The organism is Prochlorococcus marinus str. MIT 9302 (assembly GCF_000759975.1).
Classification (GTDB): Bacteria; Cyanobacteriota; Cyanobacteriia; order PCC-6307; family Cyanobiaceae; genus Prochlorococcus_A; species Prochlorococcus_A marinus_M.
The window spans coordinates 30354-50810 of sequence record NZ_JNAM01000012.1; the positions used below are offsets into that span (position 1 = coordinate 30354).

The 20457-nt window shown below is 32.0% G+C and carries 18 protein-coding genes and 1 tRNA gene; 13 read left to right on the plus strand and 6 right to left on the minus strand.

All coding sequences use genetic code 11. The features are described from left to right. The first annotated feature begins 16 nt into the window (after positions 1–16). From rimI to EU96_RS00695, 4 genes are all read left to right on the plus strand, one after another. Entirely contained in the window at positions 17–457 is a 441-nt protein-coding gene (gene rimI / locus EU96_RS00710; RefSeq protein WP_032527485.1) for a ribosomal protein S18-alanine N-acetyltransferase, read from the plus strand. A gap of 179 nt (positions 458–636) precedes the next feature. After that, complete coding sequence (locus tag EU96_RS00705; RefSeq protein ID WP_032527486.1) at positions 637–3165, plus strand: ATP-dependent Clp protease ATP-binding subunit; 2529 nt, start codon at positions 637–639, stop codon at positions 3163–3165. Between the two features lie 15 nt (positions 3166–3180). Further along, positions 3181–4272, plus strand: coding sequence for an iron-containing alcohol dehydrogenase (locus EU96_RS00700; RefSeq protein ID WP_032527487.1), 1092 nt, complete (start codon positions 3181–3183; stop codon positions 4270–4272). A gap of 8 nt (positions 4273–4280) precedes the next feature. Beyond that, a complete protein-coding gene (locus tag EU96_RS00695; RefSeq protein WP_032527488.1) occupies positions 4281–5180 on the plus strand; it encodes an alpha/beta fold hydrolase in 900 nt (299 codons plus the stop codon). A 12-nt stretch (positions 5181–5192) separates the two neighbouring features. Here EU96_RS00695 and EU96_RS00690 read toward each other — a convergent pair whose 3' ends face one another. Continuing rightward, positions 5193–6050, minus strand: a complete 858-nt coding sequence (locus tag EU96_RS00690) for a phosphatidate cytidylyltransferase (RefSeq protein ID WP_032527489.1) — start codon at positions 6048–6050, stop codon at positions 5193–5195. Positions 6051–6059: 9 nt separating this feature from the next. Then, positions 6060–7457 carry an aminotransferase class I/II-fold pyridoxal phosphate-dependent enzyme gene (locus tag EU96_RS00685; protein WP_032527490.1) on the minus strand — a complete coding sequence of 466 codons (1398 nt, stop codon included), beginning with the start codon at positions 7455–7457 and terminating at the stop codon, positions 6060–6062. 64 nt (positions 7458–7521) lie between these two features. On the opposite strand from EU96_RS00685, the gene EU96_RS00680 reads away from it, so the two are divergent. Next, positions 7522–9180, plus strand: a complete 1659-nt coding sequence (locus tag EU96_RS00680; protein ID WP_032527491.1) for an ABC1 kinase family protein — start codon at positions 7522–7524, stop codon at positions 9178–9180. 114 nt (positions 9181–9294) lie between these two features. Beyond that, a complete protein-coding gene (locus tag EU96_RS00675; RefSeq protein WP_032527492.1) occupies positions 9295–9789 on the plus strand; it encodes a helix-turn-helix domain-containing protein in 495 nt (164 codons plus the stop codon). 18 nt (positions 9790–9807) lie between these two features. Here the strand turns inward: EU96_RS00675 and malQ are convergent, their stop codons facing one another. Continuing rightward, positions 9808–11328: a 4-alpha-glucanotransferase gene (malQ, locus tag EU96_RS00670; protein ID WP_032527493.1), complete on the minus strand. Its 1521-nt coding sequence runs from the start codon at positions 11326–11328 to the stop codon at positions 9808–9810. Positions 11329–11582: 254 nt separating this feature from the next. Here malQ and EU96_RS00665 point away from each other — a divergent pair, with 254 nt between their 5' ends. Further along, on the plus strand, positions 11583–12578 hold the full coding sequence (locus EU96_RS00665) for a ribose-phosphate pyrophosphokinase (protein WP_032527494.1): 996 nt from the start codon (positions 11583–11585) through the stop codon (positions 12576–12578). A gap of 9 nt (positions 12579–12587) precedes the next feature. On the opposite strand, the gene EU96_RS00660 is transcribed toward EU96_RS00665, so the two are convergent. Both EU96_RS00660 and EU96_RS00655 read right to left on the minus strand, forming a co-directional pair. Beyond that, the gene (locus EU96_RS00660) at positions 12588–13028 is read right to left on the minus strand and encodes a hypothetical protein (protein ID WP_032527495.1); all 441 of its coding nucleotides are present in this window, start codon (positions 13026–13028) and stop codon (positions 12588–12590) included. 62 nt (positions 13029–13090) lie between these two features. Further along, positions 13091–13633: a hypothetical protein gene (locus EU96_RS00655; protein ID WP_032527496.1), complete on the minus strand. Its 543-nt coding sequence runs from the start codon at positions 13631–13633 to the stop codon at positions 13091–13093. Positions 13634–13740: 107 nt separating this feature from the next. Here EU96_RS00655 and EU96_RS00650 point away from each other — a divergent pair, with 107 nt between their 5' ends. Both EU96_RS00650 and EU96_RS00645 read left to right on the plus strand, forming a co-directional pair. Then, positions 13741–14859 carry a histidine kinase gene (locus EU96_RS00650; protein ID WP_032527497.1) on the plus strand — a complete coding sequence of 373 codons (1119 nt, stop codon included), beginning with the start codon at positions 13741–13743 and terminating at the stop codon, positions 14857–14859. A 41-nt stretch (positions 14860–14900) separates the two neighbouring features. Next, positions 14901–14973 (plus strand) — tRNA-Glu (locus tag EU96_RS00645). 16 nt (positions 14974–14989) lie between these two features. Here the strand turns inward: EU96_RS00645 and EU96_RS00640 are convergent. Then, on the minus strand, positions 14990–15526 hold the full coding sequence (locus EU96_RS00640; RefSeq protein WP_032527498.1) for an SRPBCC family protein: 537 nt from the start codon (positions 15524–15526) through the stop codon (positions 14990–14992). 182 nt (positions 15527–15708) lie between these two features. Between EU96_RS00640 and EU96_RS00635 the strand changes: the two genes are divergently transcribed. The 4 genes from EU96_RS00635 to EU96_RS0109495 all read left to right on the plus strand — a co-directional run. Continuing rightward, positions 15709–16818, plus strand: a complete 1110-nt coding sequence (locus EU96_RS00635) for an FAD-binding oxidoreductase (protein ID WP_032527499.1) — start codon at positions 15709–15711, stop codon at positions 16816–16818. A gap of 110 nt (positions 16819–16928) precedes the next feature. Beyond that, the gene (gene zwf, locus EU96_RS00630; RefSeq protein ID WP_032527500.1) at positions 16929–18452 is read left to right on the plus strand and encodes a glucose-6-phosphate dehydrogenase; all 1524 of its coding nucleotides are present in this window, start codon (positions 16929–16931) and stop codon (positions 18450–18452) included. A gap of 2 nt (positions 18453–18454) precedes the next feature. Beyond that, the gene (locus tag EU96_RS00625; RefSeq protein WP_032527501.1) at positions 18455–19756 is read left to right on the plus strand and encodes a glucose-6-phosphate dehydrogenase assembly protein OpcA; all 1302 of its coding nucleotides are present in this window, start codon (positions 18455–18457) and stop codon (positions 19754–19756) included. Positions 19757–19759: 3 nt separating this feature from the next. After that, positions 19760–20457 (plus strand): AAA family ATPase (locus tag EU96_RS0109495; protein WP_032527502.1); only part of this gene is annotated, 698 nt, incomplete at its 3' end.

Genomic DNA, 20457 nt, shown 5'->3' on the forward strand with positions numbered 1-20457 from the left:
ACTTACTTATTATAAAATGTTATCCATTAAAGAAATAAATGAGAAGGATATTGAATTATGTTATGAATTAGATTCAAATACGATTTCTTTGTGGAGTAAGGAACAATGGGTCCAAGAATTTAAAAAAGAAGGTGTCAAAGTTTTTGGTTTATTACTTTCAAAATTAGTAATAGGAATTTGCGTTTTTCATATAGTCCTTGATGAAGCTCAAATAAATTTTTTTGTAGTAAATCAGAAATATAGGAAAAAAGGTTTTGGTTCTTACCTTATGAACTATTTAATAAAACAATGTAAAAAATTAAATATACATAAATTAGTTTTAGAAGTCTCCCATACTAATGTTGTAGCTGAGAAATTTTATAATCGCTTTGATTTTTCTACTGTAGGAATAAGAAGAAAATATTATAAAGATGGGTCAGATGCTCTCTTAAAAGAAAAAAAATTAACAACTAAATAATTTAAAAATTTAATTGTGCGGATAACCAGAATGCTTGAAATTACTATAATTTATTGCTATATCACTAAAAAAGTTAAATTTAATTCAATAAAATATATTTTTGGGTATTCACAAAAGCTCATTCTGAACACAATATTGACATATTACTGGTAGGTTATTAGTAGGAATTTAATCTTCTAATGTTTGAAAGATTTACAGAAAAAGCTATAAAAGTCATTATGCTTGCCCAAGAGGAAGCCAGAAGACTTGGTCATAATTTCGTTGGAACTGAACAAATTCTTTTAGGTTTGATTGGGGAGGGCACAGGCGTTGCAGCAAAGGTTCTTAAATCACTGGGTATTAATTTAAAAGATTCTAGAATAGAAGTAGAAAAGATAATTGGCAGAGGCTCAGGTTTTGTTGCTGTAGAAATCCCTTTTACTCCAAGGGCGAAAAGAGTTTTAGAATTATCCCTTGAAGAAGCACGTCAATTGGGTCACAACTATATAGGAACTGAACATCTTTTACTAGGCTTAATAAGAGAAGGTGAGGGTGTAGCTGCCAGGGTTTTAGAAAATCTTAGTGTTGATCTAACCAAAGTAAGAACCCAAGTCATAAGAATGCTAGGCGAAACAGCTGAAGTTGGAAGCGGGGCTAATTCAAATAAAGGGAATTTAAAAACTGCTACTCTCGACGAATTTGGTACAAATTTAACAAAGCTAGCTAGTGAATCAAAACTCGATCCAGTAGTCGGCCGTTATGCAGAAATAGATCGTGTAGTTCAAATATTAGGTAGGAGGACTAAAAATAATCCAGTTCTTATTGGAGAACCTGGAGTTGGCAAAACAGCTATTGCTGAGGGTTTAGCTCAAAGAATACAACTAGGAGATATTCCGGACATTCTTGAAGATAAAAGGGTTTTAACTCTTGATATAGGACTTTTAGTTGCTGGAACAAAATATAGAGGGGAATTCGAAGAAAGATTAAAAAAGATAATGGAAGAAATTAAATCTGCAGGAAATGTAATACTTGTCATTGATGAAGTCCATACTTTAATTGGTGCTGGGGCTGCTGAAGGAGCTATAGACGCAGCAAATATTCTGAAGCCAGCATTAGCCCGAGGAGAACTCCAATGCATTGGAGCAACAACACTTGATGAATATAGAAAACATATTGAGAGAGATGCAGCTCTAGAGAGAAGATTTCAGCCCGTTATGGTTGGGGAACCATCTATTGAAGACACAATCGAAATCTTAAAGGGGCTTAGAGAACGTTATGAACAACATCATCGCCTTAAAATCACTGATGATGCTTTAGAGGCTGCAGCTCACCTGGGGGATAGATATATATCTGATAGGTTTCTGCCAGACAAGGCTATAGACCTTATCGATGAAGCAGGAAGTAGAGTTCGTTTAATAAACTCTAAACTTCCTCCTGAAGCTAAACAATTAGATAAAGAACTAAGACAAATTCAAAAACAAAAGGAAGAATCGGTAAGGGACCAAAACTTTGATAAAGCTGGCCAATTAAGAGAAAAAGAGATGGAATTAACTGCAAAAATTAAAGAGGTACTCGAAAATAAAAAAGACTCTAAACCTGAGGATGAATCTAGTATTGATACAAACTCTGTAAAAAATGATTCAAAGCTTTTAGAAAACCCTATGGTCTGTGAAGAGGACGTTGCACATATTGTTGCTTCTTGGACCGGCGTCCCTGTTCAAAAATTAACTGAAACTGAATCGGTCAAGCTCCTCAATATGGAGGAAACACTTCATCAAAGACTAATTGGTCAAGATGAAGCTGTAAAAGCTGTTTCTAGAGCTATTAGAAGAGCAAGAGTTGGTTTGAAAAATCCCAATAGACCTATAGCTAGTTTTATTTTTTCAGGTCCTACTGGTGTAGGTAAAACTGAATTGACTAAATCTTTAGCTTCATATTTCTTTGGTAGCGAGGAAGCAATGATCAGATTAGATATGTCAGAATTTATGGAAAGACATACAGTTAGTAAACTTATAGGTTCTCCACCGGGATATGTTGGTTTCAACGAAGGTGGTCAACTTACTGAGGCTGTCAGAAGAAGACCTTACACAGTTGTTCTATTTGATGAAGTAGAAAAAGCTCATCCTGATGTCTTCAATTTATTATTGCAACTTCTCGAGGATGGCAGACTAACAGATTCCAAAGGTAGAACTGTTGATTTTAAAAATACTTTGCTAATAATGACTTCAAATATTGGTTCAAAAGTGATTGAGAAAGGTGGAGGCGGTTTGGGATTTGAGTTTTCTGGTGATTCTGTTGAAGATAGTCAATACAATAGAATCAAATCTTTAGTAAATGAAGAACTAAAGCAATACTTTAGACCTGAATTCTTAAATAGACTTGATGAAATAATTGTCTTCAGACAACTATCTAAAAATGAGGTAAAAGAAATTGCTGAAATAATGTTGCAAGAGGTTTTTGCAAGATTACAAGATAAAGGCATTAAATTAAGCGTAACTGATGCTTTCAAAGAAAGACTTGTTGAAGAAGGTTATAACCCTTCTTATGGAGCAAGACCTTTAAGAAGAGCAGTTATGCGCTTATTAGAAGATAGTTTGGCAGAGGAAGTTCTTTCGGGGAGAATAAAAGATGGTGATAAAGCTCTGGTAGACATAGATGATAATAAAAAAGTTACAATCAATATCTCTTCTGAAGAATCTCAACAGGAGTTGGCAGGTGCTAACTTCTAGTAAATTAACTTAAAAATGCAGTCAATCTCTCCAGAAACTATATATAGGGGGAATGACGCTTGGGAAAAAGCTTTACCTCAAATTGCTAATTTAACTAAAAGCCCATTAATTTTAGGGAGAAGTGTTCATACGAATGATATTAAAAATAAAATTTTTAGAGATTTAAAAAATCGAGAACTTAATGTTAATTCGGCCAATCTAAAATTTGATTGCTGCTATGAAGATATTTCAAAAGTTAAGGACATCATCTTAAATAATAATCATGATGCTGTTATCGCAGCAGGGGGAGGTAAAGTTCTTGATTCCGGCAAATATATAGCAGAAATCCTTAATATTCCCTGTATTACAGTACCTCTTAGCGCGTCTACATGCGCGGGTTGGACGGCTTTATCAAATATTTATACAAAAAAAGGTCAATTTATAAAGGATGTTTCATTGAGATCTTGCCCAAAAGTCCTAGTATTCGATCATAAATTTATTCAAACAGCTCCATCAAGAACTCTTGCAAGTGGAATAGCAGATGCTTTAGCAAAGTGGTATGAATCCTCAATAACAAGTTCAACTTTAGATGATGGTCTTGTTCAACAAGCTATTCAGATATCAAGAGTTTTAAGAGATCAATTACTAATAAATGGAGGAAAAGCCTTTAAGGATCAAGTTAAAAATAATTCTTCTTGGAGAAATACTATAGAAGCATGTGCACTTACAGCAGGATTAGTAGGAGGTATCGGTGGAGAAAAGTGTAGGACAGCTGCAGCACATGCTATTCATAATGCAATTACTCAGATTATCACCCCAAATAATTTCTTACATGGTGAGATTGTTGGAGTTGGATTGTTATTGCAATTAAGACTTGAAGAAATGAAAAATAATAATAAATTAGCTGATCAGTCTATTAAACAATTGTTAGTACTAATGGAAGAATTGGATTTGCCAACTACTATTTCAGAATTAGGAATAAATGTTTTTGAAAATCAAAATTTAGATAAAATTGCTGATTTTACTTGTAGAGATAAATCTGAAATTCACTTCTTGCCTTTTGAAATTAGTAGACAAGACATAATTGAGGTTATTGCAAATTTTGAACAACAAAAAATTAAAATATAATTATCTTTTTGACTAAAACTCATTTCGAACAACTTAGTGATTTAAATATTGATTTTTTTGAAAGTGCCAAGAATTCACTATTAGACCCTTTAGGTCTTTATTTGGCAAAAGATGTACAGTGGATCAAACTCAATGAGAACTGGAACTCTTTAAAATTTCCTGTGGTTATGGGAGGAAAAGGTCAACCTATACTTCTCCTCCATGGCTTTGACAGTAGTTTTTTAGAGTTTAGGAGAATATATAAATCATTAAAAAGAAATTTCCAAGTTATAATCCCTGATCTATTAGGGTTTGGTTTTAGTCCTAGGTGCGCAACAGATGAATACAATACCTCTAAAATAATCTCATATTTAATTGATCTCCTTAAGACATTACAAATAAAAAAGAATCTAAAAATTGTTGGTGCCTCTATGGGAGGCTCAACAGCTTTAAAACTTGCTTTTGAAATCCCTGATTCTATTGATAAAATCATCCTTTTATCTCCCGCGGGATTATTTGGAGAACCTAAGAGTATACCTTTCCCTCTTAACCAAATAGGGGCCTCATTTCTTGGATTGCAGCAGGTCAGAAAAAGTCTTTGTAGGCAAGCATTTGCTTTTCCAGATGAATGTGTTGGTGAAATGGAAGAGCAAATTGCTTCAATTCATTTAGGTTGTAAAGGATGGAGGAATTCACTTGCATCATTTGCAAAAAGTGGAGGGTTTGCTGGAACACAAAAATATATTCAAAATATCCCAATCAAAACAGTATGTGGAGAAAATGATCGTATTCTTGGAAAAAAAGAGATTAAAAACATAAGAAAAATTGATAAATTAAATTTTATAGGGTTGCAAAATTGTGGTCATCTACCTCATGTAGATTTACCTTCATTATCTAGTAAAATTATTCAAGATTATTTTTTGGAATAAAAAATTTCATGATTAATTTAGATACTTGAGAATTATAAAAATGTAATACAAAACAGATGGAGTAAAAATGTAGCTGTCAATTCTGTCAAGAATTCCTCCATGTCCTGGTAAAAAAGTTCCCGAATCTTTTATTTTTGCATCTCTCTTCATCATTGATTCAATTAAATCTCCAACTAATGCCATAAGAGAAATTAAAATTCCATATAAAATTCCAACTAATAATGGATTTTCCCAATTAAGTAAAAATGCGAAAAATATTGCTAATAAAATTGAACAGGATATTCCTCCAATTAAACCTTCTATTGTTTTGCTCGGAGATATTGGAGAAAGAGATTTTTTACCAAATGACTTACCAACGAAATAAGAACCAATATCACTAGCTACAATTAAAAAACAAGAGGTTAAAGTCAAATGAAGACCTGTAGTATTAGATAAGTTTTCAAAAGAAATAAAACCTTGATTTGAACTAGTTACCACTAACTCTAATCCCCTTAACTTAATCCAGTAACTAGGTAAAAAACCTAAATAGAATAAACCAAAAATAGAAGCTGCAATATCGGAAATTGTTCCAGGCTTTGGTTGCAAAAGTAACCAAGTGCATATTACAACTGAACAAATAGGTAAAATTGAATTTGATATTTCTCCTTCAATCAAACCTATGGTATCAAGATAAGTCGAAATTATAATAACGAAAGATGAAAATAATGTGGTTTTTGTAGCTGGTTTTATTCCTTTAAATTCTGCCATCCTAAAAAATTCTAATAATGCTAAATAAGTAAGCAAGGCTGTTGCTAATGTAAAAAACCATCCCCCTAACAAAACAACAATTAAACCAAATATTCCTATGAGTAATCCGCTTCTCAATCTCATATCAAATTTCTATGTTTTTATGACTCTTATATTAAAATTTAACAGATCTTTGTTGCATAAACTTTGATTATTTATCCAATTAAATCTATCGACATCAATTTTTTCACCAGGAACTAGTAGAGGTATCCCAGGAGGATAAGGGCAAATAATATCTCCAGATATCTTATTTAATGATTGCGAAAATGGAATACTCTGAGTCTCACTTCTCCAAGCAATTCCAATTTGAATTTCGGGTGCTTCAACTAATTTAAAAGGCGATTGGAGCACTTCTAAACTTTTTAATTTTTTCGAATTTAATAGTAATTTATTCCACAACTTTTCAAATAAATTAAGAAAATCTTTTTGATTTGCAAACCCTAAGCAAAAAGTTAGAGTCATCATTTCTGGTAATTCAGCAATAAGACCATTTTTATAAAAAAATTTATCAGCAGTGAAACCATCAATTCCAACCTTAGAGGTATTTAATACTATTTTTAAGGGGTCTTGGGTTTCTATGAGAGGAATATTCTTTTGGATTAATTTTTTGTAGATCCTTTTTGCCTCTAAAATTCTTTTTTGATATTTTGATAAACTGTTTTTATCAAGCCAGTCTTTAATAGACTCTTCACAAGAAGACAGTAATAAGGAGCTTGTACTAGTAGTTTGCAACAAATTAATACTTCTTATTAAATTTTGCTCATTTACTAGATGCCCTTTGTACCAAAGTGCAGCAGTTTGAGTTAAACCATTTAGCGACTTATGCAATGAGTGAACGACTAAATCAGCGTTTGATATTAAAGCGGATTTTGGTAGGTTAAGGTTTTCACAAAAAAGGAAATAAGAACCATGGGCTTCATCAACCAAAACAGGTAATTTTTTTTGATGACAAAGATCTATTAAAGGCCCTAAATCTCCCGCGTAACCATGATAAGAAGGACTTACAAGAATTACACCTACAATTTTTTTCTTATTAAAATTTATTTTTTTAAATACATTTTCCAACCAGTTTTTTGTAATTGGTTTGTAATGACCATTTTCTGATGAAAAATCTAGGTCAAAGAATATTGGTTGTATGTTCTGCATCGCACATATTTTTATAACACTTATGTGGACATTTCTAGGCATCAGGATATTTTCGCCAGGATTTGCCATTGCAATTACAGCTGATTGTATTAATCCAGATGCTCCATTAACTCCAAAAAAACATCCTTTCGCCCCAAATTTCTCAGAGAATTCTTTTTGAGTTTTGGCAATTAATCCGCCTTGAGATAGAGGTGAGCCTATCTCTGGTAGTTCCGGTAAGTCCCAATACCCAGGTTGTTTTTTTAATAATTTCACTAATTTCTTGGGTAAAGCTGCCCCTCTGTTATGAGCGGGAAAGAAAAGTGACTTTAAAAACTTTTTACTTAGAAAAGATGAAATGCTCATAAAGTATTATTGATATATATAGAATGGACTAATAAGAATCCTTCTTTGATATTTTTTAACTTTAATGACAAGGTCTTATTCGAAATACTCGGCAAAAAGTGACTTGATTTGGTTGATTTTGAGACCATGGATTTTCATCCCAAGAGTTTTATATATCCTTTTAACTTTTCTTTTCCTTTTTTTAAGAATACTTTTTCAAGGTAACAGTAAAAACAAAAATGTACAAAAAAATCTCTCAATATATCTTTTTGATGTAATAACAGATTTAGGACCTTGTTTTATAAAATTAGGACAAGCACTTTCAACTAGACCGGATCTTGTTAGACAAGATTGGCTAACAGAACTTACCAACTTACAGGATAATCTCCCAGCATTTGATCACAAAATTGCTTTAAGAATTATTGAAGAGGAACTTGGTGCGCCACCTAATGAATTATTTTATGAGTTCCCAGAGAGTCCTATTGCCTCAGCAAGCTTAGGTCAGGTTTACAAAACAAAAACAAAAAATAATACTTACGTAGCTGTAAAAGTACAAAGGCCAAATTTGTACTTTCTTATTAGAAGAGATGTTGTGATATTAAGGTTTTTGGGAACTTTTTTGTCACCATTTCTACCATTAAATATTGGTGTTGGAATTGGAGAAATAATAGATGAATTCGGCAAGGCACTTTTTGATGAAATTGACTATGAAAAAGAGGGAGAAAATGCTTTGAAGTTTGCAAATTTATTCAAAGATAACCCAAATGTTTTTATTCCTAAATTGGAAAAACAGTTTTCATCAAAGAGAATTATTACAACCTCTTGGATTGATGGAGTCAAGTTAAGAGATAGGGCTTTATTGGAGGAAAATAACTTGATACCTTCCTCTTTTATAAAAACTTGTGTAATCAGTGGTCTTCAGCAATTATTTGAATATGGATATTTTCATGCTGATCCACACCCTGGGAATATGTTTGCTCTCAAAGGAGGAAACCCAGATTATGGGAATTTAGCTTATGTAGATTTCGGCATGATGGATACTATTACAAATTCAGATAGAATCACTCTTATTAAGGCAATTGTTCACATAATAAATGATGAATATTATCTTCTTGCAAAAGATTTTCAGAAATTAGGTTTTTTAACTAAAGAACAAGATCTTCAGAAGCTTGTTGAACCATTAAAAGAAGTTTTAGGAGGATCTCTAAGCGCTGAGGTTGGCAATTTTAATCTTAAAAATGTAACTGATAAATTCTCAAAACTAATGTATTCTTATCCATTTAGAGTGCCAAGTAGGTTCGCGTTGATAATAAGAGCCGTTGTTAGTCAAGAAGGTTTGGCACTTAGACTAGATCCTGAATTTAAAATTTTAAAAATCGCATATCCCTATATAGCTAAAAAACTACTTACTGATAACTCTGATGAGATTTTAGAAATTCTTTTAGAAGTCGTTTTTGATAATAAAGGTAGAATTCAAATAGCAAAAGTTGAAAGTTTACTAAATATTTTATTTAAAGATTCTGAAAATATTAATTCAGACCTAATACCAGTTGCCAATGCTGGATTGAAATTATTTGTTAGTAAAAAAGGATCCGAAGTTCGGAAGAATCTTCTTTTAAGCCTTATAAAAGATGACAAACTAGAATTAACTGATGCAAAAAAACTTTTAAGTTTAATTAGAGATACATTTAGCCCTTTGAATATTGCAAAAAGTGCAGTTCAAAATATAATTTCTCCAGTTTAATTTTTATATTTAATTCTAATAAATTTACTTATGATTTTTAAATGATTAAAATTAAATAAGATACTTACTTTTAAAATTTAGTAATCAAATAATTAATGACATTGGACATATGGAATGAATATTTTTAAAAATCTTTTTTTATTTAAAAAAAAATCTGTGATTGATAATGAAGTAAATCATGGATTAGTGAATCAGTATGGAGAAATTGCAAAGTTGGTAAAAGAAGCGAGAATCCAAAAAAATATAACAATTCAGGAATTGTCACGTATATCAAAAATTCCTGAACAAACGATAATTTCTATTGAAAACAATAACAAAAATATTAGACCAAAGTATCCATTTATAAGATCAATATTAATCAAATTAGAGGAATGCTTAGGATTAAAAAAAAATTCATTAGAAAAATTAGCAATAAGAAAAGGAGAAACTTATAAGAAAGAAAAAAATGATTTTATTGTAAACAAATTCGATCTTATAAATACTTGGCAGGGAAGCCTTTTGTATTTTTCTATATTAATTTTAAGTGTTTTTATATTGAAGAGATATTTTATTTTAAATGTAAATGTTATTGAGATTCAAAATATTGAAAACAAAATCATTGATAAATAAACTTCAATAAGTCTCTATCTATTTTCTAGTTCTCCCAAAATTATTTCCTAGCTCACTAAATCTCTTAAAATTGTCTTCAATTTCTCCTAAAGGTCGATTTAACTTCCATTTCCAGTTGTTTTTTGTAGTACCAGGTATGTTTAATCTGCTTGAGTCATCTAGAGATAAAATATCTTGCAATGGAGCAATAAAGAGATTGGCATTTGTATCCATGCCTATTTTTATTAAACTCCATGAAGGATTTTCAGAGAATTTATATTCATCTTTTATTAGTTTTTTGGCGTTATTTTCTAAACACTCCCACCATGAGATGGAAGTAGAGTTGTCATGGGTACCTGTATAAACTACCCAATTTTCTCCTTCAATATTCTTGGGTAAATATGGGTTGTCTTCGTTACCATCAAAAGCGAACTGTAATATTTTCATTCCTGGAAGTTCAAAATTTTTCCTTAATTTTTCTACATCAGGTGTTATTACTCCCAGATCCTCGGCGATTATTGGTAGTAAGTCAGTCCCTAAATCTATTTTTAGTTTATTTAATAGTATTTTTCCTGGAGAATTTATCCATCTACCAGAAATTGCTGTTTTAGAATTGCCATTAACTCTCCAGTAACCAGCTAAACCTCTGAAATGATCTAATCTCAACAAGTCCACAAGTTCAAATTGCCTTTTAAATCTTTTTCTCCACCAATCGAAATTAGTATTCTTATGTTTTGACCAAAAGTAAGTTGGAGTTCCCCATAATTGTCCTGTTGATGAAAAATAATCAGGAGGCACACCACTTTGAAAGATTAAATCTCCATTTTTAAAAATTGAAAATAGTGATTTATTACTCCATACATCGGCGCTGTCCCTAGAAACATAAAAGGGCAGATCTCCAATTAACTTGACATTATATAATTTTGCAAATGTTTTAATAGAACTCCATTGCTCATCTAAATGCCACTGTATTAATTTTTTAATAAGTATCTTTTCACTTTTTGTATTAATCCATGATTTTAAAAATTCGTTATTTTTTATTTTAAATTCTTTAGGCCATTGCCACCAAGGCAACATATTAAATTCCTCCCTGATAACAACAAATGTTGCATAATCTTCAACCCAAGAATTCTTTCTAATCCATTCATTAAAATCAAGTTTTCTCTCTTCAGATTGTGAACTCCAACCTTGTAAAAGGAGTTGACCTAACTTTATTGTTAAATTATTCGCAGCATCAAAATCAAAATGATTCTTATTCTGATTTGTTGGACCTAATTCTTCTAAATTAGAAATGAAGATAAAACCTTTTTCGATTAAATGGTCAATATCAAGAAACCATGGATTTAGTGCAAAGCTAGACGGTGAACTATATGGGGACCCAGTAGAATCAGTTGGTGTAAGAGGTAAAAATTGCCAGTATTCGATACCATGGCTATGAAGCTTTTTTATCCAATCTTTAGCGCCTTTACCAAAAGTTCCACATTCTCTTCCTCCTGGTATACATGAAGGATGCATAAGTATTCCTAATGATTTTTTTTTAAGAACTGTTTGAATAGACATGTTTTAATTATATTTTGATTATTTCCTATTGAATTTTTATTAATCCTATAAATTCAACGATATACAAATTTTTTTTTATTGACAAATACTATCTTAAATATTTTTAGACATAATTATAAAAAATTATGATTTTTAACCAATTTAAATTTGCATTTTGCTTAATAGATGTGACTTTTGAAAAGATCTAGTGATTATCTTTTGCGAAATTCACATAAACGACTACGATATAAATATAGTTTTATGTTGCTAATTTCGTGACAAGTTTTATCACGGCAGTGCAGAATAAAGAATCGAATTTTAATCTAGCCAATAGTAGATTAAGGCTAGTAAGTGGAACAACAAATCCTAAACTAGCTGAAGAAATTGCATCATACTTAGGGATTGAAAATGTACCTTTAATATCTAAAAGATTTGCTGATGGAGAACTTTATGTTCAGATTCAGCAATCCATAAGAGGTTGCGATGTATTCCTGATTCAACCTACAAGCGCTCCTGTAAACGATAGTTTGATGGAACTTATGATAATGGTGGATGCTTGCAAGAGGGCATCTGCAAGACAAATAACCGCCGTAATACCTTATTTTGGATACGCAAGGGCAGATAGAAAGACTGCAGGAAGAGAATCTATAACTGCAAAACTCACTGCTAATTTGCTTGAGAAATCAGGAGTCGATAGAGTTCTTGCTATGGATCTACATTCTGCTCAAATACAAGGTTATTTTGATATACCGTGTGATCATATTTACGGTTCACCCGTGTTAATTGATTATTTAGAATCTTTAAATTTAGAAGAAGTTGTAGTTGTCTCTCCTGATGTAGGTGGAGTGGCTAGAGCAAGAGCATTTGCAAAATTAATGAATGATGCTCCCTTGGCTATTATTGATAAAAGGAGATCAGCTCATAATATCGCCGAGAGTCTAACAGTTATTGGTGAAGTTAAAGGTAAAACGGCTATTCTTATAGACGATATGATAGATACGGGAGGAACAATTTGTTCTGGAGCTCATTTATTAAAAAAAGAGGGAGCTAATAGAATATTTGCATGTGCCTCACATGCTGTATTTTCTCCCCCTTCTTATGAAAGATTAAGTACAAAGGATTTATTTGAACAAGTTATTGTTACCAATAGCATTCCTGTTATTGTTAAAGATTATTTCCCGCAGTTAAAAGTTCTTTCTGTTGCAAATATGCTGGGTGAAGCAATTTGGAGAATCCACGAAGAAAGTTCGGTTAGTTCAATGTTCAGGTAATTAGTAAAATTATTTTTTGCCTTGCTCTATAAGCTTCTTTAATCTTTTTTCATAATCATTTTTTATATTCTTTGGAATGCTCTCAGGACAAATATTAAGTGCGCTTCCAACAATTTGAAATGTGCCTGCATTATATAATTTTTTTTGGTCAAGTTTTTTATTCCCTAGCTCTTTAATAGCTCCTCCATGCTTGCCAATTATTACATTTGCAAAAGTAGCACTTGCAATGCCAAGACCTTTATTGAAATCCACTTCAGCTTTTGAAGCAATACAAAGATAAGATGCCCCCATTTGTCTGTATAGGAAAAGATCTTTTTCAGAGGCAGCAATAAAATTTTTTTCCGCTTTAATTTGTTTATTTGTTGTATTAATTTCACAAAGTGAGAAAGATATAATAAAACCAATACTTAACAATTTAAGAATTCTTTTTGTATGAAAATTAATACTCATTAACTAATAATATTTACTACAAGATAACATTTTTATTTTTAATATTAATTGATAAAAAGAAGTTACTTAATAATTTTTTGTTCGTGATGATTCTCTACTATTTTTAGCTTATTTTTGTTCCATGAATATATGACCCTGAATCTATAATTATCGGAATCTACTAGTCTTGTATGTTCAAGGATATACCAATCTTTATACGAAGATTCGAAAATCATTTCGTGCTCATCGACTTGTTTAATATTTGAAATCCCTTCATCATTACTTAAATAAAAATGTTCCCTCATAAGTTGATGTCCCCTTAAGAATGCGCGCATTTCTCCTCGTTCTTTATATTGTGGATTTTCCTCGAAAAAATTATATTTTTTTTCTGGATACCAAGTGAATCTATATTGAGACTCCCATGCGGATTTATTCTCAAGAGCCTCTATATTAATATTCATGCATAAATTATAAGTTTTTTGTACTTCATCAAGAAAATATGTTCTATTAGATCTCCACAATCCGATATTTCTCGAAAACCATCTTTTTAAATTGCTATTTAAACTTATTTCTGGAGAATCATTGTCGCCAAAATTTAAATTGTTCTCTTGATTAATAGCAACCATTATATAAATAAGTCTTATTTATTTCATAGCTTATTTGTAGAATAAAAATAAATATCTTAAGGTGTTTATAAGGATTAACAGCTTTTCAACACTTCAGGGCAAATCATTTGAATGATAAAAAAGAGCTAAAACTAATACTAGTTGCAGCTAGAAATCAACTTTCTAGTAGTGATATTAAGTCCCTGATAGCTTATTTAGAATCAGATGATTGTGAATTTGAGATATCTCTTCAGATCTCTGAGACCACAGAACAACCGGAATTACTCGAATTACATAGATTAGTTGCTATTCCGGCTCTTATTAAGATTTCCCCAGCTCCAAAACAAATATTCGCTGGAAGTAACATTTTCTCTCAGTTGCAGAAATGGTTGCCAAGGTGGACACAGGAAGGCTTAACAAACAATCTAGGGATTAATTTGCAACCATCCAAAATTGATTCAATAAGAACTCAAAAAGAATTTCTTTTAGAAGACGAACTTCTTGTTTTAAGACAAGAAAATGAAACATTAACAAAAAGAATTGAATCTCAGGAAAGATTATTAAGAATGGTCGCACATGAATTAAGAACTCCTTTAACTGCTGCTACTTTGGCTGTTCAAAGTCAAAAACTTGGGCAAATAGATATTTCAAAATTACAAGAAGTAATTAAAAGACGACTACAAGAGATTGAACTATTATCTCAGGATCTTTTAGAAGTGGGAACAACAAAATGGGAAGCGTTATTTAATCCTCAGAAAATTGACTTAGGTAATATTAGTGCTGAAGTAATACTCGAATTAGAAAAATTCTGGAGACTAAGGAATATCGAAATTGATACTGATATTCCATCCGATCTGCCAAGTGTGTTTGCAGATCAAAGAAGAATGAGGCAAGTATTTTTAAATTTAATTGAAAATGCCATTAAATTTTCTAAAGACTCTGGATCAATAAAAATTACGATGATTCACAAGACAAATCAATGGGTAGAAATAACAATTTGTGACAAAGGTGCCGGTATTCCTTTGAGTGAACAAAAAAGAATTTTTCTTGATAGAGTTAGGCTCCCACAGACTTCTGAAGGAACTTCAGGATTTGGAATTGGGTTATCTGTATGCAGGAGAATTGTACAAGTCCATGGAGGGAGAATATGGGTGGTATCTGAAATTGGCAAAGGTTCCTGCTTCCATTTTACTGTTCCTGTGTGGCAAGGACAAAACAAAGAGCAACAATACTTGACGAAAGGCTAGCCTTACTCTTAATTTTTAATAAAGCGTTATGCTGATTACCTGGCCCCATCGTCTAGAGGCCTAGGACACCTCCCTTTCACGGAGGCGACAGGGGTTCGAATCCCCTTGGGGCTATTTTTTAAATTTTAAACTAATTTTCTGATGATTTTGCTTGCCTATCTACGGCAATCAAATTCTCTGAAAGATCCTTTTTTAGTCTTTTCTCTATCATCCCTATTGGCATCCACTGACAACCTTGAACAGTAAGATCGTAAATTAATGAATTTTTTGAGGTATTTTTAATGTTTTGAATTTTCCAACTACCTTCAAATTTTCTGAAATCCCCTTTAATTAAATTGAATTTTAAAAGCCCAAGCTCCTTTTCTTCAAATAAATCGATAGTTACTTCTGCTGAGAATTTCATGCCAAGGAAATCTTGAGCCCCAACTTGTTTTAGGTGGACATTATTGTTATTTTGATATATTTTTTTGCTTGACAATAGATTTGGTATGAAGAGATTTAATCGATCATAATCTGTTAAAACATTCCACAATGAATCCAAACTTGCAGAAGTAGTTAGTTGAGCTGCAAGTCTCCTTGTTCCGCCAGAAAGCTTTTCCATGGTTTGCTCAATTGTTCTGTAATCATTTTTTTTTAAATGATCTACTGATTCTTGAGGATTATTCATAAATCAATTTTTTAATTAGATAAAAAATTATTTCTGTGTAACTATACATATAAAAATAACAAATACTGAAAAATAAAAATAATTTCATTTATTTATTCCGATCTCAAAACGTAACCATTTTTGTAAAATCACTACAATTTAAACTACAAATTGATAATCTTTTATATAAAGAAAACTAAAAAATGTATTCACAATCAACAGTTATCGCAGGTGGCTTAGCTCATATACCAGTATTAATAGGGGTTTTTTCTTTTATTCAAAAATCTTTCAGTAAAAGAGCCTCAAATTTCCCAAAAGACATAGAACCAAAAAAACAGCAGGTTAAGCCTGTTGAACAAAAATCTTCCTCTAAGCCTGCTCCAGTTGCAAAGGTTGCAGCTAATACAGTAGTTAAGAAGAAGCATGCTGATGTTCCAGTAAATATCTATAGGCCAAAAACGCCTTATGAAGGCACTGTAATCGAAAACTACAGTCTTCTTAAAGAAGGAGCTATTGGGAGAGTAAATCACATAACTTTCGACCTCAAAGATAGTGATCCATTCTTGAATTATGTTGAAGGCCAAAGTATTGGTATTATGCCAGCCGGAGAAGATGCTAATGGGAAGCCTCATAAATTAAGACTTTACTCAATAGCGAGCACCAGACATGGAGATGATTTTAATGGAAATACTGTTTCTCTTTGTGTCAGACAGCTTCAGTATGAAAAAGATGGCGAAACTATTAATGGTGTTTGTTCGACTTTCCTATGCGATATAAAGCCTGGAGATAAAGTGAAAATCACAGGTCCTGTAGGTAAGGAAATGCTTCTTCCAGACGAAGAAGATGCAAACATAGTTATGTTGGCTACTGGAACTGGAATAGCGCCTATGAGAGCTTATTTAAGAAGAATGTTTGAAGCAACTGAAAAAGAAAAAAATAAATGGAACTTTAAGGGTAAAGCTTGGTTATTCATGGGAGCCCCAAAATCAGCTAATTTGTTATACGAAGAAGATCTTCAAAGATATCTTACTGATTACCCAGATAATTTTAAATATACAAAAGCTATTAGTCGTGAACAGCAGAATACAAAAGGTGGAAGAATGTACATTCAAGATAGAGTTTTAGAATCAGCAAACGAGCTCTTCAATATGATTGAAGATGAGAAGACACATATATATCTTTGCGGTTTAAAGGGTATGGAGCCTGGGATAGATGAAGCTATGACTAAGGCGGCAGAAGAAAAAGGCTTGAATTGGTCAGAATTAAGACCTCAACTAAAAAAAGCAGGAAGATGGCACGTAGAAACTTATTAAATCTTTGATATTTAAAATTAGGTTTAAATTTCCAGATACTTTTTGGTTTAGACACAATAAGTAGCTAATCTTCGAAAAAAAGAGGATTTTAAAAAGAGAATATTAAAAATATGCCTTCAACTTTAAGTAACCCTCTAAGATTAGGTTTACGGCAAGAAAGAGTCATATCTCCACAATCCTTAGTAATCTTTGGTGCTAGTGGAGACCTTACTCATAGAAAATTAATACCAGCATTATTTGAACTCTATTTGCAAAGAAGAATTCCTAGTGAATTTGGAATAGTTGGTTGTGCGAGAAGACCTTGGAATGATAGTGAGTTTAGAGAAAAGATGAAAGTAAAACTCTCCAATCAAATATCTGGTAATGAAAAGGAATGGGAACAATTTTCTAATTATCTTTTCTATGAACCAGTTGACTTACAACAAAGTGATCATGTAGTAAGGCTTTCTAAAAGATTAAATGAAATTGATAAAACACAAGCTACTCATGGAAATAGAACATTTTATTTATCAGTATCACCGAATTTCTATGCAAGTGGATGTAAAGCTCTAAAAGCAGCTGGCCTTTTAGATGACCCCAAAAAAAGTCGTTTAGTGATTGAAAAACCTTTTGGAAGAGATTTTTCAAGTGCGAAAAAATTGAACAAAATTGTTCAAAGTTGTGCTGAAGAAAGTCAGATTTATAGGATTGATCATTATTTAGGTAAAGAGACAGTTCAAAATATTCTTGTTTTAAGGTTTGCTAACACTATTTTTGAACCAATATGGAATAGGAATTATATATCAAGTATTCAAATTACTTCCTCTGAAACAGTAGGTGTTGAAGATAGAGCAGGTTATTACGAAAGCTCTGGTGCTTTAAGAGATATGCTTCAAAATCATATGACTCAAATGCTTGCTGTTACGGCAATGGAACCTCCTGGAAAATTTGAACCAGAAGCAATAAGAAATGAAAAAGCTAAGGTTCTTCAGGCTTCAAAACTGGCTGACGAAAATGAACCGTGGCATTGTTGTATAAGAGGACAATATGGAGAGGGAGGGAATATCTCAAATCGACTCAAAGGATATAGGCAAGAAGATGGAGTACATTGTAATAGCACTACAGAAACTTATATCGCAGCAAAAGTTTTTGTTGATAACTGGCGTTGGCAAGGGGTACCTTTTTATTTGAGAACAGGGAAAAGACTACCCAAAAGACTTGGAGAAATAGTCTTGACTTTTAAAGACGTTCCTGTTCATTTATTTGAATCAACAATAATAAATCCTGCACCAAATCAACTTATTCTTAGAATTCAGCCAAATGAAGGCGCTACTTTTAAATTCGAGGTAAAGTCACCTGGTTCCGGAATGAAATCTAGACCTGTTGAGATGGAATTTTCTTACGATGAATCATTTGGAGAACCCTCAGATGAAGGCTATGTAAGATTATTAGCTGATGCAATGCTTTCTGATCCAACCTTATTTACAAGAAGTGATGAGGTAGAAGCTGCCTGGAAACTTTATACGCCATTAATAGAATTGATGGATAATTCTCCTTGGAAGTTACCTATTTATAATTATGAATCTATGACTTGGGGACCTCCTGAGTCTGATCAATTACTTTCAAAAGATAATATTTTCTGGCGCAGACCCTAAAAATGAAACCTCAATTAACACTTCAAACTCCATTAGAGCTTCCTCATCAGGAAATTTCTAATTATCTTAATAAGTTATGGATTTCAGAAGATAAAGATAATACTGGAGCTAATACTTTTACATTAATGGTCTGGCAGCCTGCCTGGCTAGAACAATGTTTAGTTCAAAAAGGATTAGTAAATGGACCAATTACTGGAAATTTAAGTGCAGAAATAATTGCAGTAGCCAAAAAATTTATATTAGATGAAGGACTTCCTATCACTACTTCCCTCAATAGTGAAGAATTATTGAATTTGTTGAAGGAAAATATAACTAATAAAGACTTTGAAGACTTGAGAGGACAATTTTTTGAATCATCAATAAGCACATTAAATCCAAGGCGATTGATAACTTTAGCACCAACGTTAAATAAAAAATCAGATATCAAAACTTTTGTATCCGCTTATTGTCCATTAAGTGATAATCAAGCTATGCAACCTATATGTGGAGATTTAGTTGTCATTAGAGGGGACTCTGAATCAATAACTCATAAAGGATTAAAAATTATTGATGAATTATCTATTGATGAATTACCTTCTTGGTTGTGGTGGAACGGAAGCTTGGATGAATCACCTGAAATTTTTGAATACTTCATTAATCATGGTCAAAGGTTAATAATTGATACTGCTCTTGGATCGCCTAACAGATGTTTAAAAGTTTTAGATCTATTAAAGAAATCAAATAAAGCTGTTAATGATTTAAATTGGGTTAGGTTGAAAAATTGGAGGGAATCATTGGCTATGATTTTTGATCCGCCATCGAGGAGACCAATTTTAGATCATATTACTGATATTGATATTGATATCGCAGGAGATCATATGATTCAGGCTTTGTTTTTGATCTCATGGATTAGCGATAAACTTGATTGGTCTTTTCAAAGAGTTGAAAGGGATAAAGAATCAACAAAAATAGAATTTGAAAGAATTAATGGCGAAAAAATTTCTACATCAATTAATCCTTTACCTTTGGGTAATCCAAGTATTCATTTAGGACAAGTTATTGGATTGAGGTTGATTTCAAAAATTAGTGAAGATCAAAAAAACAACACTTGTGTAATACTTGGATGTGAGTCAGTGGAATGTATGAGACTTGAAGCAGGAGGAATGGCTAATATGGAATTAATTGAACAAGTTGTTCCAAATTCTTTTTCTTCATCAGAGTATAATGTTAGTAAATTATTGGGAAGTAGTAGAGGTAGTACAAGTCCTCTTTTTGAAAATTCTATTAAAATAGCCCTTCAAATATTTAACGGTTTTAACAACTAATAAATGTCTTGTGTAATATCTTCTCCTTCAACTGATAGCGGGAAAACTACGTTATCGCTTTTGATATCTTGTTGGGCTTTTTCAAAAGATATAAAGATACAAACTTTCAAGGTTGGCCCAGATTATCTTGATCAACAGCAACTTAGTTCAGTAGGCCAGCCTTTTTGTAGGAATTTAGATGTTTTTTTAAGTGGTGAAGACTGGGTTCAAGAAAGTTTTTTAAAACATTCTTTAAAATATGAGTTTTCATTAATTGAAGGAGCAATGGGCCTATTTGATGGATTAGGAGCAACAACTTATTCAAGCACAGCAAATGTAGCTAAACTTCTAGATGCCCCAGTAATTTTTATTGTTAATGCTAGAGGCCAAGTAGCTTCTCTTTTGGCGACCATTCGAGGTTTTAGAGATTTCGATAGTGAGTTGTCGATAGCAGGAATTATCTTTAACAACGTTAATTCGGTTAGACATAAAAAATTAATCGAAGAGGTTTTTAAAAATGAAGATATAGAAATCCTTGGTTTTTTACCATCTGATTCAAGAATAACTTTAAACAAAGCAAATTTAGGTTTGATATCTCCATTCGATAATGGCGAAGAAATTGATGTTGAATATTTTGCAAGTTTCGCCGAAAGAAATCTTGATATGTTTTCTCTAAGTAAATTTCTGATATCTCCTCAAAAGAAAATATTTAAATCGGTTAG